Annotated in this window: 14 protein-coding genes and 1 pseudogene; 8 read left to right on the forward strand and 7 right to left on the reverse strand. The window is 74.0% G+C overall.

All coding sequences use genetic code 11. From position 1 onward, the window contains the following. The first annotated feature begins 274 nt into the window (after window positions 1-274). The 3 genes and pseudogenes from OG295_RS02360 to OG295_RS02370 all read left to right on the forward strand — a co-directional run bounded on the left by OG295_RS02360 (window position 275) and on the right by OG295_RS02370 (window position 2,965). Window positions 275-1,408 carry a hypothetical protein gene (locus tag OG295_RS02360; RefSeq protein ID WP_371675276.1) on the forward strand — a complete coding sequence of 378 codons (1,134 nt, stop codon included), beginning with the start codon at window positions 275-277 and terminating at the stop codon, window positions 1,406-1,408. Between the two features lie 50 nt (window positions 1,409-1,458). Continuing rightward, complete coding sequence (locus OG295_RS02365; RefSeq protein ID WP_266847276.1) at window positions 1,459-2,358, forward strand: SDR family oxidoreductase; 900 nt, start codon at window positions 1,459-1,461, stop codon at window positions 2,356-2,358. Next, window positions 2,280-2,965: pseudogene (locus OG295_RS02370) on the forward strand (hypothetical protein). The gene OG295_RS02365 and the pseudogene OG295_RS02370 overlap by 79 nt, the downstream one beginning before the upstream one ends. Here OG295_RS02370 and OG295_RS02375 read toward each other — a convergent pair. Together OG295_RS02375 and OG295_RS02380 are read right to left on the reverse strand one after the other, a co-directional pair. Beyond that, a complete protein-coding gene (locus OG295_RS02375; RefSeq protein WP_371675277.1) occupies window positions 2,952-3,788 on the reverse strand; it encodes an enoyl-CoA hydratase/isomerase family protein in 837 nt (278 codons plus the stop codon). The pseudogene OG295_RS02370 and the gene OG295_RS02375 overlap by 14 nt on opposite strands. Window positions 3,789-3,841: 53 nt before the next feature. Beyond that, window positions 3,842-4,606 (reverse strand): PIG-L deacetylase family protein, encoded by a 765-nt coding sequence (locus OG295_RS02380; RefSeq protein WP_371675278.1) that lies wholly within the window; start codon window positions 4,604-4,606, stop codon window positions 3,842-3,844. Window positions 4,607-4,744: 138 nt separating this feature from the next. Between OG295_RS02380 and OG295_RS02385 the strand changes: the two genes are divergently transcribed. Both OG295_RS02385 and OG295_RS02390 read left to right on the forward strand, forming a co-directional pair. Next, window positions 4,745-5,398 carry a DUF6232 family protein gene (locus tag OG295_RS02385; protein WP_371675279.1) on the forward strand — a complete coding sequence of 218 codons (654 nt, stop codon included), beginning with the start codon at window positions 4,745-4,747 and terminating at the stop codon, window positions 5,396-5,398. Next, the gene (locus OG295_RS02390) at window positions 5,395-5,718 is read left to right on the forward strand and encodes a hypothetical protein (protein WP_371675280.1); all 324 of its coding nucleotides are present in this window, start codon (window positions 5,395-5,397) and stop codon (window positions 5,716-5,718) included. Before OG295_RS02385 ends, OG295_RS02390 begins: the two co-directional genes overlap by 4 nt. 52 nt (window positions 5,719-5,770) lie before the next feature. Here OG295_RS02390 and OG295_RS02395 read toward each other — a convergent pair whose 3' ends face one another. Both OG295_RS02395 and OG295_RS02400 read right to left on the reverse strand, forming a co-directional pair. Further along, window positions 5,771-6,856, reverse strand: coding sequence for an S-(hydroxymethyl)mycothiol dehydrogenase (locus OG295_RS02395; protein WP_371675281.1), 1,086 nt, complete (start codon window positions 6,854-6,856; stop codon window positions 5,771-5,773). Between the two features lie 73 nt (window positions 6,857-6,929). Beyond that, window positions 6,930-7,916, reverse strand: a complete 987-nt coding sequence (locus tag OG295_RS02400) for a LysR substrate-binding domain-containing protein (protein ID WP_371675282.1) — start codon at window positions 7,914-7,916, stop codon at window positions 6,930-6,932. Window positions 7,917-7,986: 70 nt separating this feature from the next. Here OG295_RS02400 and OG295_RS02405 point away from each other — a divergent pair, with 70 nt between their 5' ends. From OG295_RS02405 to OG295_RS02415, 3 genes are all read left to right on the forward strand, one after another. Further along, window positions 7,987-8,931: a dihydrodipicolinate synthase family protein gene (locus tag OG295_RS02405; protein WP_371675283.1), complete on the forward strand. Its 945-nt coding sequence runs from the start codon at window positions 7,987-7,989 to the stop codon at window positions 8,929-8,931. Between the two features lie 34 nt (window positions 8,932-8,965). After that, window positions 8,966-9,601 (forward strand): hypothetical protein, encoded by a 636-nt coding sequence (locus tag OG295_RS02410; protein ID WP_371675284.1) that lies wholly within the window; start codon window positions 8,966-8,968, stop codon window positions 9,599-9,601. 387 nt (window positions 9,602-9,988) lie between these two features. Continuing rightward, window positions 9,989-10,756 (forward strand): transglycosylase SLT domain-containing protein, encoded by a 768-nt coding sequence (locus OG295_RS02415; protein WP_371675285.1) that lies wholly within the window; start codon window positions 9,989-9,991, stop codon window positions 10,754-10,756. Here the strand turns inward: OG295_RS02415 and OG295_RS02420 are convergent. From OG295_RS02420 to OG295_RS02430, 3 genes are all read right to left on the reverse strand, one after another. Beyond that, window positions 10,740-11,105, reverse strand: a complete 366-nt coding sequence (locus tag OG295_RS02420) for a 5-carboxymethyl-2-hydroxymuconate Delta-isomerase (protein WP_371675286.1) — start codon at window positions 11,103-11,105, stop codon at window positions 10,740-10,742. The genes OG295_RS02415 and OG295_RS02420 overlap by 17 nt on opposite strands. A gap of 74 nt (window positions 11,106-11,179) precedes the next feature. After that, window positions 11,180-11,785 (reverse strand): response regulator, encoded by a 606-nt coding sequence (locus OG295_RS02425; RefSeq protein WP_371675287.1) that lies wholly within the window; start codon window positions 11,783-11,785, stop codon window positions 11,180-11,182. Further along, complete coding sequence (locus OG295_RS02430) at window positions 11,782-13,035, reverse strand: sensor histidine kinase (protein WP_371675288.1); 1,254 nt, start codon at window positions 13,033-13,035, stop codon at window positions 11,782-11,784. The genes OG295_RS02425 and OG295_RS02430 overlap by 4 nt, the downstream gene beginning before the upstream one ends. Window position 13,036: the final 1 nt, after the last annotated feature.

Consider the following 13,036-nt stretch of genomic DNA (forward strand, 5'->3'; position numbering starts at 1 on the left):
CGGCATACTAAGCGGTCGCTTGCCCCCTTGGGAACCCACGGGCCCCTCGGGGACCCTTCACCGGCCCCTGCCCCCGTCAGGTGACACCCGGCGGCCGGGGCGGCCGGTTCCGAAATCAGACACACGAACGACGGGTTAACACCGGTGTCTGGAGATAACATCAACACGCCGGTTTCACACGGCATATGACGCAATGGGGGATCACGCGCGCCCGCCGTCGGCACCGCTCGGGGCGGACGGCCGCGCCGCCACCGCACACCACAGGGGGAATCCGATGAACAGCACACCCATGAGACGGGGCGCCTCCGCGGCCGCCGCCGCGATCGTCCTCGCCGGAATCGTCACCGCCGCGGGCCCCGCCTCGGCCGCCGCCACCTGCACGCCCAGGATCCAGGTACTGGGCTCCATCGGGTCGTCCCTGCACAACCCGGGCAACCGGCAGGCCGAGGGGGTCAACGACCTCGGCAAGGGCAACCTGTCCGTCGGTGTCTCCGGCGGCCTGCCCGTCTACTGGACCGGGACCACCCTCCACAAGGTCCCGCTGCCCGCGGCGGGCCTCGGCGGCGAGCTGCTCGCCGTGAACAAGGACGGCCTGATGGTCGGCCGGATCTTCACCGGCGGCGGCTACGTGTTCACCTACCGGGCGGGCGACGCGGCGATCACCCCGCTGCCCGGCAGCGACGACCCGTACGGCGAGGCCGACGTCAACGACGCCGGGTACGTCGTCTCGCGCAACCGGGCGGGCGTGGGCCTCGTCTGGAAGGACGGCCAGAAGGTCCGCGAGCTCGCGCCGCCGGCGAACACCGATCCGCACACCCGCGTCGACCTGGTCACGGGCATCAACAACAGGGGCGACATCCTCGGCACGGCCAAGGTGGACTACACCGACGACGGCGACAACCAGCACTGGGACGTCACCCCGGTGCTCTGGCCCGCCGACGGCGGCCCGGCCGTATCCCTCGCCCCCAGCGGTGGCGGCATGTACCAGGAGAGCTACGTCCAGGGCCTCGACGAGAGCGGCCGCGTCGTCGGGTACGACTGGTACGGGCCCGGGTACGCGTACAAGCCGTGGACCTGGACGCCCCCGTACACCGCGCCCGGCACCTCCCCCGGCGTGCTGAACCCGTTCCCGTACGGCACCTTCGAGGCGATCAGCCCCACGACGAACGTCAGCGTCGGCACCGCCAAGTTCCACCCCGACGAGCCGACCCAGGCGGACCAGGCGCAGCTCTGGCCGGGCTCGGGCCCGCTGCTGGCCCTGCCGCGGCTCGCCGCGGACAAGGCGAGCATGGCCGAGTCGGTCTCCGACGACGGCCGGGTCGGCGGGGCCGCCGTGAACGCGAAGGGCAAGCTGAAGCCGGTGATCTGGACCTGCGCCGCCAAGCAGGCGTACCTGCCGAAGCCGTAGGCCCGTCACGGGCATGGCGATCTGAGCGCCCGCGCGCTATCGATGCCCCCATGACGGACAACGCTCGGCGCGGCCTGCCCGCGCCACCGCCCCTCGGCGCCGCCGCCCTGCCCCCCGGGACCTTCGCGGGGCAGGTGGTCCTCGTGACCGGCGGCGGCACCGGTCTGGGCAAGGCCATCGCCGCCGAGTTCGCGCGGCTCGGCGCCGGCCTGGTGATCGCCGGCCGCCGCGCGGAGCGGCTCGAAGCGGCGCGCGCGGAACTGGCGGCCGTCCCCGGCGCGGGCCGGGTGGCGGCCGCCGTCTGCGACATCCGCGACCCCGAACGGGTCGCGGAGGTGTTCGACGCGGCCGAGGCGGCGCTCGGACCGCCGGACGTCCTGGTCAACAACGCGGCCGCCAACTTTCCCTGCCCGGCGGAGGACCTGTCCCCCAACGCCTGGCGGGCCGTGGTGGACACCACCCTGACCGGAACCTGGTTCACGACCCGGGAGTTCGCCCGCCGCCACCTCGCGGCCGGCACCCCGGGCTCCATCGTGAACATCGGCGCCTCCTACGCCTGGACGGGCGGCCCGGGGTTCGCGCACAGCGCCGCCGCGAAGGCCGGGGTGAAGAACCTGGTGGAGACGCTGGCCGTGGAATGGGGCCCGTACGGGATCCAGATCAACGGCCTCGTGCCGGGGCTGGTCCCGCACCCCGACATGAGCGCCGACATCCGGGGCGGCCTGGAGCGCGCCGCGCCCGGCGACCGGGACGGCCGGCAGCCCGCGCTGCGCGTGGGCGCGCCCCGCGAACTGGGCTGGGCCGCCACCTTCCTGGCCTCGCCCTACGCCCGCTTCGTCACCGGCCACACCCTGGTCGTCGACGGGGCCAACTGGCAGCGGCGGGCGCTGGTGCAGCCCGGGGTGGTCCCGGTGCGCGAGCAGCTGGGGCGCGCGCCGTTCAGCCCCTGACCGGGCCCCGCCGGGGCCGATGACGGCGGCGGTGCCGGCAGGAGGTGCCGCCAGGGAGTGCCGGTGGGCGGTGCCGGTGGGCGGTGCCGGTGGGCGGTGTCAGGATGCGGGCGCGGAGCTGAGCCCGCCGCGGACCGTGGAGGTGCCCACCGTCTGGATGGCGGTGGAGGCCGAGGCGGCGCCGGAGCTCGCGGACGGGCCGGCGGCCTCGCCGGCGGCCTCGCCGGCGGCCCGTGGGCTCCGGCTGCCCGGCGCCGACGAGTGGGAGCACGCCTGCGGGGCCGGCGCCCGCACCCTCTTCCGCCGGGGCGACGAGTGCCCGCTCGACGAGGCCCCGTACGGCGCCGGCGGGATCCGGCACGAACCGAACGCCTTCGGTCTGCGCATCGCCTACGACAGTTACGCGGCGGAGCTGAGCAACGACCGCGGGGCCGTCCACGGCGGGGACGGCGGCACGGCCGTCTGCGGGGGCTACGGGAGCCTCCTGGGCTGGCTCCCGCTGGCCACGGCGCACCGCAACGCGGACATGGCGGAGTTCGCCTACGGCCCGGACGGGGAGTACGCGTGGGACAGCTTGTCGGTCCGGCCTGTGCTCATGCTCCCCTGAAGCGCGGGGGCCGGCGGGCGGCCCCGGCCCCGTACCCCTCCCGGCAGTCCTCGGAGGTGAGGGTGAGCGCGGCGGTCATGGCGACCCGGTCGAGGGCGGCGGGCAGGGCCGCGTCGGCGTAGGCGTCGATCCCCCGCTTGATGCCCTGGACGGCGAGCGGGGCGTTGGCCGCGATCTCGGCGGCGAGCGCGCGTGAGGTGTCCTCCAGCTCGTCCGGCGGGACCACCAGCTGGACCAGGTGGAGGCGTTCGGCCGTCGCCGCGTCGATCCGGCGGCCGGTCAGGGCGAGGAACTTCGCCCAGCCCGCGCCCGCCTCCCGGGCGATCCTCAGGTCGCCCCCGGCGTCCACCGCCACGCCGAGCCCGGCCTCGGGCAGGGCGAAGACGGCGTCGTCCGCGGCGATCCGGATGTCCGCCATGAGGGCCAGCTCGAAGCCGAAGCCGAGGCAGTATCCCCGCACGGCGGCGATGACCGGCTGCGGGAGGCGGGCGAGGACCGCGAAGCGCTCGTGGACCCAGCGGATGCCCTCGTAGTAGTTGCGGGTCCGTTCGGCGGGAGAGTCCCCGGTGATCGCCCCTCCGGGTGCGGTGACGTCGATGCCGGCGCAGAAGGCCCGGCCCTCCGCGCGCAGCAGGACCGCGCGCACGGACGGGTCGAAGCGGATCCGGTCGGCGAGCAGGCCCAGCTGGCGGGTGGATTCCCAGCTCCAGCCGTTGAGTTTGTCCGGGCGGCAGAGGGTGAGGAGGGCGATGCCGTCCTCCACGTCCAGCCGGACCCGCCGCTCCGCACCCTCGCCGGTCTCCGTGGAGACGGTGTCGATCACGTGGCTCGCACCCCCGCCCTGCCTGATGGACCGTCAGGTTAGGGCAGGCCGCGTCAGCGGGGGAAGACCTCGAACGCCACCGCCGGACGGCCGCCGAAGCGGCCCGCGGCCCGTTCGGCGTTCCCGGTCAGGAAGGTCCGTACGTACTCCTCCGGATCCTGGTCGGTCAGCACCTCGATGTACGCCTTGTGCTCCATCAGGGACCTGACGGAGCGCTCCAGTCCGGGGGTGGCGTCGGCCGCGTGGGTCGGCGTGGCGGTACCGGCCACGGCGACCCACCGCACTCCGTCCCAGGGTTCCAGTCCCTGCTCGGAGATCAGCTCCGGGAAGATCCACCGGTTTCCCGCGTCGGCGGCGGCGTCCAGGGTGGCCCGGCCGACGGCCCGGTGGTCGGGGGTGTTCCAGTAGCCACCACCGCCGGGGCCGCCCCAGGTGTCCCGGTGGTTGAGGGTGATCACCAGCTCGGGGCGGTGCCGCCGGATGGCCGCCGCGATGTCCCGGCGCAGGCCGAGGCCGTACTCGACGACCCCGTCGCGGTGGCCGAGGAACTCCACCGTGGAAACCCCGACGACGGCCGCGCTCGCACGCTGCTCGGCCTCGCGCAGCGGGGCGCACTCGTCCGGGGCGACGGTGTCGATGCCCGCCTCCCCGCGCGTGGCCAGGACGTAGACGACCTCGCGGCCGCCGTCCGTCCAGTCGGCGATGGCCGCGGCGCAGCCGTACTCCAGGTCGTCGGGGTGGGCGACCACCGCGAGGGCGCGGTGCCAGTCGGTGGGCATCGGCTGCAAGGGCGCCTGCTGATCGGCTCGTTCGGTCATGCTCCGCACCCTAGGCCGTCCCGGGCACGTCGTGGCGCCGCCCGGGCGGGTCACGGGGCCGGAATTCGCCTTGCGGCAGGGGCATGACAGGTCCTTAATGGGGCTCCGCTCCGACCCGGTTCCGTCTCAGGGGGATGTATGGAAACGAACGGGCCACCGTTACCAGAGCCGTCACCACCGCTGTCGCCACCGCCGGCGCCGCAGGGCCCGCCGGGGCAGCCGCCGGCCGGCTACGCCGGTCTGCCCTCCTCGCTCGATCTCACCGTCACCAAGCGCCTGTTGTGGGTGGGCGGGGCGGTGTACCCGCTGCAGAACGTCGCCCGCGTGTACACCTTCGTCCTCAAGCCCCGGCGCAAGGAATCCGTCGTCACCTTCGCCCGGCGGACGGCGCTCACCCTCCTCGCGGCACTCGGCTTCACCGTGTTCGGCACCATCGCAGGCTTCCTGGCGCGCGGCGCCGACACGACCTTCGACGGCACCATCCGGTTCGTCTGGGTCGCCTCCGGGATCGGCCTCCTGTACTACTTCGCGGACATGATGGCCGTGCTGACGGCGGCCTCCCACTTCGTCCTGGCCGTCGAGTCCAACGGGCAGTCGACCGCCCTCGTCACCGGCCGCACCGACCACCTCAACGGGCTCGTGCACCAGATCGCGTACGCGATCGAGAACCCTGACACGGAACTGCGCGTGCAGGTGCAGCGCCTGACCATCAGCAATCCCAGCCACTACTACTTCGGCGACACCGTGAACATGTACGGCGGCCAGGGAAACTCGGGGGTGACCCACGGATGAGCGGTGACACCGTGAACATGTTCGGCGGGCAGGGCAATCAGGGCATCGTCCACCAGCACGCGGCGCCGGCGGCGCCGTCCCTGGAGCAGGCCCTGCGCGAACTCCTCGTACTGCTGGCGGAGCTGCGCCCGCAGGTGCCCGCCGAGTCAGCGCGGATCATGGACTCCGCCCTCCCGGCCATCACGGCCGACGCCGCCGCGTCCCCCGCGGAACGGCACCGGGCACTGTTGGCGGTGGCCGGCATCGCCGCCACCGTCGGGACGATCGGGCAGCCCGTGCTCGAAGCCGTCCGCGCGCTCCTGGCGCTGCTCGGCGCCTGACGGGGAGCCTCGCGACGGGTGACCGGGTCGGGGTCGGCTCAGCTCAGGTCGGTCAGAACTGCACCACCGAGCGCAGCACCTCGCCGCGCTCCATGCGGGCGAAGGCGTCCTCGACCCCGTCGAGCGGGATGGTCTCGGAGACGAAGGCGTCGAGGTCGAGCCGGCCCTGGAGGTAGAGGTCGATCAGGAGCGGGAAGTCCCGCTCCGGCAGGCAGTCCCCGTACCAGGAGGACTTCAGCGCACCGCCGCGCCCGAAGACGTCCAGGAGCGGCAGTTCGAGCTTCATCTCCGGCGTCGGCACGCCGACCAGCACCACCGTGCCCGCCAGGTCGCGGGCGTAGAAGGCCTGCCGGTAGGTCTCGGGGCGGCCGACCGCCTCGATGACGACGTCCGCGCCGTTGCCGCCGGTCAGCTCCTGGACGGCCTTGACCACGTCCTCCGTGCGCCCGTTGACGGTGTGGGTGGCTCCGAGGCCGCGCGCCCACTCCAGCTTCCGGTCGTCCAGGTCCACGGCGATGATCTTCGAGGCGCCCGCCAGCCGGGCACCGGCCACCGCCGCGTTGCCCACTCCCCCGCAGCCGATGACGGCGACCGAGTCGCCGCGCCCGACGTTGCCGGTGTTCAGGGCTGCGCCGAGGCCGGCCATCACCCCGCAGCCGAGGAGCCCGGCGGCGGCCGGGGAGGCGGCGGGGTCCACCTTGGTGCACTGCCCGGCGGCGACCAGGGTCTTCTCGGCGAAGGCCCCGATGCCCAGCGCCGGGGAGAGCGGGGTGCCGTCCTCCAGGGTCATGGGCTGGGTGGCGTTGTGCGTGGCGAAGCAGTACCAGGGACGGCCTCGCCGGCAGGCCCGGCAGGTGCCGCACACCGCACGCCAGTTGAGGACGACGAAGTCCCCGGGGGCGACCGAGGTGACGTCCGGGCCGACGGACTCCACGACGCCGGCCGCCTCGTGACCGAGGAGGAAGGGGAACTCGTCGTTGATCCCGCCCTCCCGGTAGTGCAGATCGGTGTGACAGACCCCGCAGGCCTGGATCTTGACCAGGGCTTCGCCCGGCCCCGGGTCGGGCACGAGGATCGTGGTCGTCTCCACCGGTGCGCCCTTGCTCCGCGCGATGACACCTCGTACGCGATGCGTCACGTCATACCCCGTTCTGTTCGGATCGGTCTGGATCATCGAACGTACACGGGCGCCGACCGGTACGGGAGTTGCGTCACGCTTCCGCGCGCGCTGCGGCCAGATCCGGCGGTACGGCGGCCCGCAGGGCGGCCGTGAAAGCGGCCACGGCGGGGTGGGCCCCGGCCCCGCTGCGGAAGGCGATCTTGGTGCGGCGTTCCATGCGCAGGCGGACGAGGGTCACCGCGGGCCCGGCCGGCCCGGTGACGCCGAGCTGCGGCACCACCGCGACCCCCTGGCCCACGGCGACCAGTGCGAGGACGGTGGCGAACTCGTCCACCTGGTGGCGCACCCGGGGCGTGAACCCGGCGGCCCGGCAGGCCCGGACGGTCATGGCGTGGCAGAGGGTACCGGGGGTGGCGGTGATCCAGGGGTCGTCCCGGTGCGCGCGCAGGACGGCGTCCTGCCCGGGGCCTCCGGCCGGCGGGGCGCCGGGGTCGGGGGCGCCGGGGTCCGGGGTGGCGGGGACGACCGGGATGGTGGCAGTGGCCGGCGCCGGGGTCGCCAGGTACATCGCCTCCCCGTACAGCGGCCGCGTGGCCAGCCCCGGCTCGGGCGGCTCGGGGACCAGGTCGTACTCGTGCACCAGCGCCACGTCCAGGTCCCCGGCCCGCAGCGCGTGCGCGACCGCCGCCGGGTCGGTCTCGGACACCATCGGCTCCAGCCCCGGATGGCGGCGGGCCAGGTGCACCAGGGCGGCCGGGACGATGGCCCGCGTGGCGGTGGGGAACGCCCCGATCCGCAGCGCGCCGGCCAGACCGCTGCGGGCCTCGGCCAGATCGGCGTCGGCCCGTTCCAGCCGCTCCAGGACGGCGTCGGCGTGCCGGACCAGGTTCTGGGCGGCCGGGGTGAGCCGGACCGTGCGGCCGGTGCGCTCCAGCAGCGGCAGCCCGGCCTCCCGCTCCAGGACGGAGAGCTGCTGGGAGACGGCGGAGGGGCTGAAGGACAGCGCCTCCGCCACGGCGGCGATGGTGCCGCGGCGGGCGAGTTCCCGCAGGAGCCGCAGGCGGCGTACGTCGAGCATCGGTCCAGCTTACGGTTCGGGTAAGAAATGCGAACTGGATTCGATGCTCGGAGACGGCGAAGCTCGTCCCATGCGACTGGACACACACGACACGACAGCCGAGACGACGGCGGAGACGACGGCGGAGACGACGGCCCTGGAAGGGATCCACGTCCCGCTCATCACCCCCTTCGACCGGGCGGGGAACGTCGCCGCGGATGCCCTGGAGGCCCTCGCACACGCGGCGCTCGACGCGGGTGCGGCCGGGATCGTGGCACTCGGCACCACCGCGGAGACGGCCACCCTGGAGGAGGCCGAGCGCGATCTGGTCACCGAGGTCTGCGCCCGGGTCTGCCGGGAGCGGGGCGGCCTGCTCACGGTGGGGGCCGGCGCCAGCGGGACGCGGGCGAGCGAGACCGCGCTGGCCCGGCTGGCGAGGTGGCCGGAGGCGGGGGCGGCGCTGGTGGCGGTGCCGTCGTTCGTACGGCCCTCGGCGGCCGGGGTGCTGGCGCACTTCACGCGGCTGGCGGAGGTGAGCCCCGTACCGCTGGTCGTCTACCACATCCCCTACCGGACGGGGCAGCCACTGGACGCCGTCGCGCTGCGGGCGCTCGGGGCCCTGCCGGGGGTGGCCGGGCTGAAGTACGCGGGGGGCGGCATCGACCAGGACACGGTGGCCCTGCTGGGCGATCTCCCGGACGGGTTCGCCGTCCTGGCCGGGGACGACGCCTACCTGTCGCCGCTGCTGGCGCTCGGGGCGGCCGGCGGGATCCTGGCCTCGGCCCATCTGGCGACGGAGCGCTTCGTGGAGCTCGCGGCGGCCTGGCGGGCCGGTGACGTGCCGCGCGCACGGGCCCTGGGTCACGCGCTGGCCCGGCTCTCGGCGGCGGCCTTCGCGGAGCCCAACCCGTCGGTGGTCAAGGGCGTACTGCACGCGCAGGGCCGGATCCCGACCCCGGACGTACGCCTCCCGCTGCTGCCGGCATCACCGGAGGCGGTCGCGGCCACCCTGAAGGAGTTGGCCGAAATCCAGTAGGCGCAGAGCGGTCGAGCTCCTGTTCACTGGGGCCATGGGGAGCGGGGAGGACGGTGCGACGGGCACGGGGCCGGGCGTCCTCGCCCGGTCGCGCCTGCTCATCGCGCACGAGGGACGCCGGCTGCGGAGCCTCGCCCTGTGGGCGGCCCGGCGCAGGGACGGCGTCGGCGCGGGGGACACCGCCGTCGGCTACGCGCGGGCCCAGGCGCCGACCTCGTACGGGCTGGTCTTCGTGTTCGCGCTGGAGACGGCCGGAGTGTCGTTCATCCTCGCCCCGTATCCGGTGGCCCACCTGGTGATGCTGGTGCTCGACCTCTACACGGTGCTCCTGGCGCTGGGGCTGCACGCGGCGGCGGTCACCCGGCCCCACGTGGTCGGGCCCGCCGGGGTGCGGGTGCGCCACCGCACCTCCCTCGACCTGTGGATCCCGGCGGAGCTGATCGACTCCGCCCGCGAGGAACTCCGCTTCCCCGACGCGAACCGGTCCGAGGAGGGGGTCCTGGACGCGGCCGTGGCCGGTCAGACCGCGGTCACCCTGGAGCTGGTCCGGCCGGTCACGGTGGTCGGGGCGTGGGGCCGGCGGACCCGGGTCCGTACGGTGCGCTTCCACGCCGACGAGCCGAGGGCGGCCGTGGCGGCGATCCGGAAGCTGCTGCCCGCCGCCCTCTGAGACGCGGCGGCGCCCGAAAGAGTCCGTCATGGGCGATTCGCCACCATCGCGCCGGTAGCCCGAATCGGCAGCATCGGTCGGCTAATTGACCATATTGCGCGAAGCGGCATTCCGACCCGTCAAACCGTGATGTCAGTCACGCGCACGCGTTCAACATCAATTCCCGCGCCGCGCCGATTTCCTTTTCCCAGAAAGGAAATAGCCCTTTCCGGGATCTTCATTCAAGGTCATTCACCGGGCCGCCGACGGGAAGTCGATCTCCCGGGGGAATTCGCGCCTTGTTCCGGTCCCCCGCGCTCGCCTACGGTCACCCTCACTCCCGGCGGCCGCACACCGAATCCGGTCGGCGCCAGGGCTCTCCCGTACCCCCACGTGAGGAACAGCGCCATGTCCGCAAAGGGTAAGCACCGTCGGCCGAAGCAGTACCGGATCGCCCGCAGGCTGGCCTTCGCCGGCACGGGAGGCGCGGCACTCGCCCTCCCGCTGATCAGTGCCACCACCGCCGGCGCGGCGGTCACCCAGCCGGCCGCGGCACCCGCGGCGAGCAGCCTCGCGCGGCCCGCCGTACAGCCGGCGGCGCGGCCCGCCGCCGAAAAGGCGGCGCTCTCCCTCACCTATTCCGTGGTGGGCGGGGACACCCTTTCGAAGATCGCGGCCGAGCATTCCGTGAGCGGCGGCTGGCAGACGCTCTACGCCGACAACCGCAGCGCCATCGGCGCCGACCCCTCGGTCATCCGCCCCGGCCTCAAGCTGCGCCTCGGCGCCGCGGCGAAGGCCGCCGCCGCCAGGGCCACCGCGGTCACGGCGGCCGCGGTGAAGCCCGCGGCCACGTACGCCAACAACCTCGACGGCTGGATCCGGGAGTCCCTGGACATCATGGCCCGGCACGGAATTCCCGGCAGCTACAACGGAATCCACCGCAATGTGATGCGGGAGTCCTCCGGCAATCCCCTGGCCATCAACAACTGGGACTCCAACGCCGCGGCGGGCATTCCCTCGAAGGGCCTCCTCCAGGTCATCGACCCGACCTTCCGCGCCTACCACGTTCCCGGCACGCCGATGGATTCGTACGACCCGGTCGCCAACATCACGGCCGCCTGCAACTACGCGGCCGCCCGCTACGGTTCGATCGACAACGTCAACGGCGCGTACTGACGGCCTTCACGTACGCCGCGCCCAGCTCGGTCACGTCCACCGACCAGTGCACGACGGCGTCCGGCGCGGCGTCGGTGGACGAGCGGAGCAGCTCCAGCACGGCGCGGCCCAGCTCGGCCTTCGCGTCCTCGGAACGGCCCGGCAGCAGGGCCAGTTCCACGTGGACGACCGCGTGTTCCGGCGCCCCGTCGTCGACGAAGGTCTCCTCGACCCGCCGGAACCGCGTCTTGCAGGTCTCCACCGGGGTGTCGACGAGCTCGGCGGTCAGCGGGTGCAGGGCGCGGGCGAACCCCTGACGGTCGAAGGCGTCCGCGAGGGACGCGGAGTAGTCGACGGTGATCTGCGGCATCGGTCGCTCCAAGTGCGCTGCGGCTGCCCGGTGTCGGGCCTCACCCGCCAGTCTCGCGCACCCCTCCCGTACGGTCAGAGCCACCCCTGGCGGCGGGCCGCCCGTACGGCCTCCATGCGGTTGCGGGTGCCCGTCTTGCCGATGGCCGCGGAGAGGTAGTTCCGTACCGTCGATTCGGACAGGTGGACCCGGCCCGCGATATCGGCGACGGTGGCCCCGTCGGCGGCGGCGTTGAGGACGTCGATCTCGCGCGGGGTCAGCGGGTTGGGACCGGCGCCCAGGGCGGCGGCCGCCAGGGACGGGTCGATCACCTTCTCCCCGGCGAGCACCCGGCGCACGGCGACGGCCAGTTCCTCCACCGGACCGTCCTTCACGAGGAACCCGGCGGCCCCCGCCTCCATCGCGCGGCGCAGGTACCCCGGCCGGCCGAAGGTGGTCAGGATCAGCACGCGGCAGCCGGGCAGCCGGGTGCGCAGCTCGGCTGCGGCGTCGAGGCCGCTGCGGCCGGGCAGTTCGATGTCGAGGAGGGCGACGTCGGGGCGGGCTTCGAGCGCGGCCGCCAGGATCTCGTCCCCGGCGGCGACCTGGGCCACCACCTCGATGTCCTCTTCCAGCCCGAGCAGCAGCGCCAGCGCGCCCCGCATCATGCCCTGGTCCTCGGCCAGCAGGACCCTGATCATCGGGCCTCCCCCTCCTGTTCCCCACCGGTCGGCTCCAGCGGCAGTTCGGCGGTGACCCGGAACCCGCGGCCCGGGGCCGGTCCGCTGCCGAGGGTGCCTCCCGCCAGGGCGAGCCGTTCACCGAGGCCGGTCAGTCCGCTGCCCGGCGGGGTCGAGCCTACGCCGCTCCCGTCGTCGGTGATCACCAGTACGGCCCGCTCCGCGCTGCTGCGCAGCTCGATCTCGCAGGTGGCCGCTCCGCTGTGGCGGATGGCGTTGGTGGCGGCCTCGCGGACCACCCAGCCGAGCAGGGCCGCGGTCTGCGGCGGCAGCGGGGGCCCGGACTGGCGCACGACGGGCTCGATGCCGGCGGCGGTCAGCGCGCCCCTGGCCCGGTCGAGTTCGGCGGCCAGGCTCGCCTCGCGGTAGCCGGTGACGGCCTCCCGGATCTCGGTGAGCGCCTGCCGGCCCACCGATTCGATGTCGCGGACCTGGTCGAGGGCCGCGTCCATGTCCCGGGGTGCGATCCGGCGGGCGGCCTCGGACTTCACGACGATCACCGAGAGGGTGTGGCCGAGCAGGTCGTGCAGGTCGCGGGAGAAGCGCAGCCGCTCCTGGTCGACGGCGGCCCGGGCCAGCTCCTGCCGGGTGTCGCGGAGCTGCTTGACCGTCTCGGACAGGGCGAGGATGGTGGCGGTGACCATGCCGGACAGGAAGGTCCCGTAGACGATGCCGAGGGTGTCCCACCCCTCCTTCTGCCCCGCGATCACCCCGGCCACGGCGGTGAGCACGAACATGGCGGGGGCGAGCCTGCGGCCCCGGACCACGGCGCCGGTGGCCAGGGCGCACAGCGGGAAGAACAGCAGCCAGTTGCCCCCGTAGGCGAGGGCGAGGGCGCAGGTGACCGCGCCGAGGGCCACGAGGCACCAGCGGGTGCCGGCCGCCGCCCGTGCCTTCGGGTCGAAGGCCCGGAACACCAGGGTGATGTAGAGGGAGTTGAAGACGAGCAGGCCGAGGCCGCCGATCCACGGGTTGGGGGTCTCGCCCTTGATGACGTTGGAGATGGCGCCCATGCCCAGCAGCAGCCACGGCAGCAGCGCGAAAGCATTGGGCGGGCCCATCGGGCCGCGGCCGTAGTCGGGGGACTCGCCGCACGCCTTGCGCTTCTTCTCCGCCGCCCGCCATTCGGCCTTGCTCACCTCCCACGCGGCCTTGCGCTCCGCCGCGCGCTCCCGTCGGCTCTGCATCGTCATTCCGGTTACCTGCTCCATG

Source organism: Streptomyces sp. NBC_01276 (assembly GCF_041435355.1).
Taxonomy (GTDB): Bacteria; Actinomycetota; Actinomycetes; order Streptomycetales; family Streptomycetaceae; genus Streptomyces.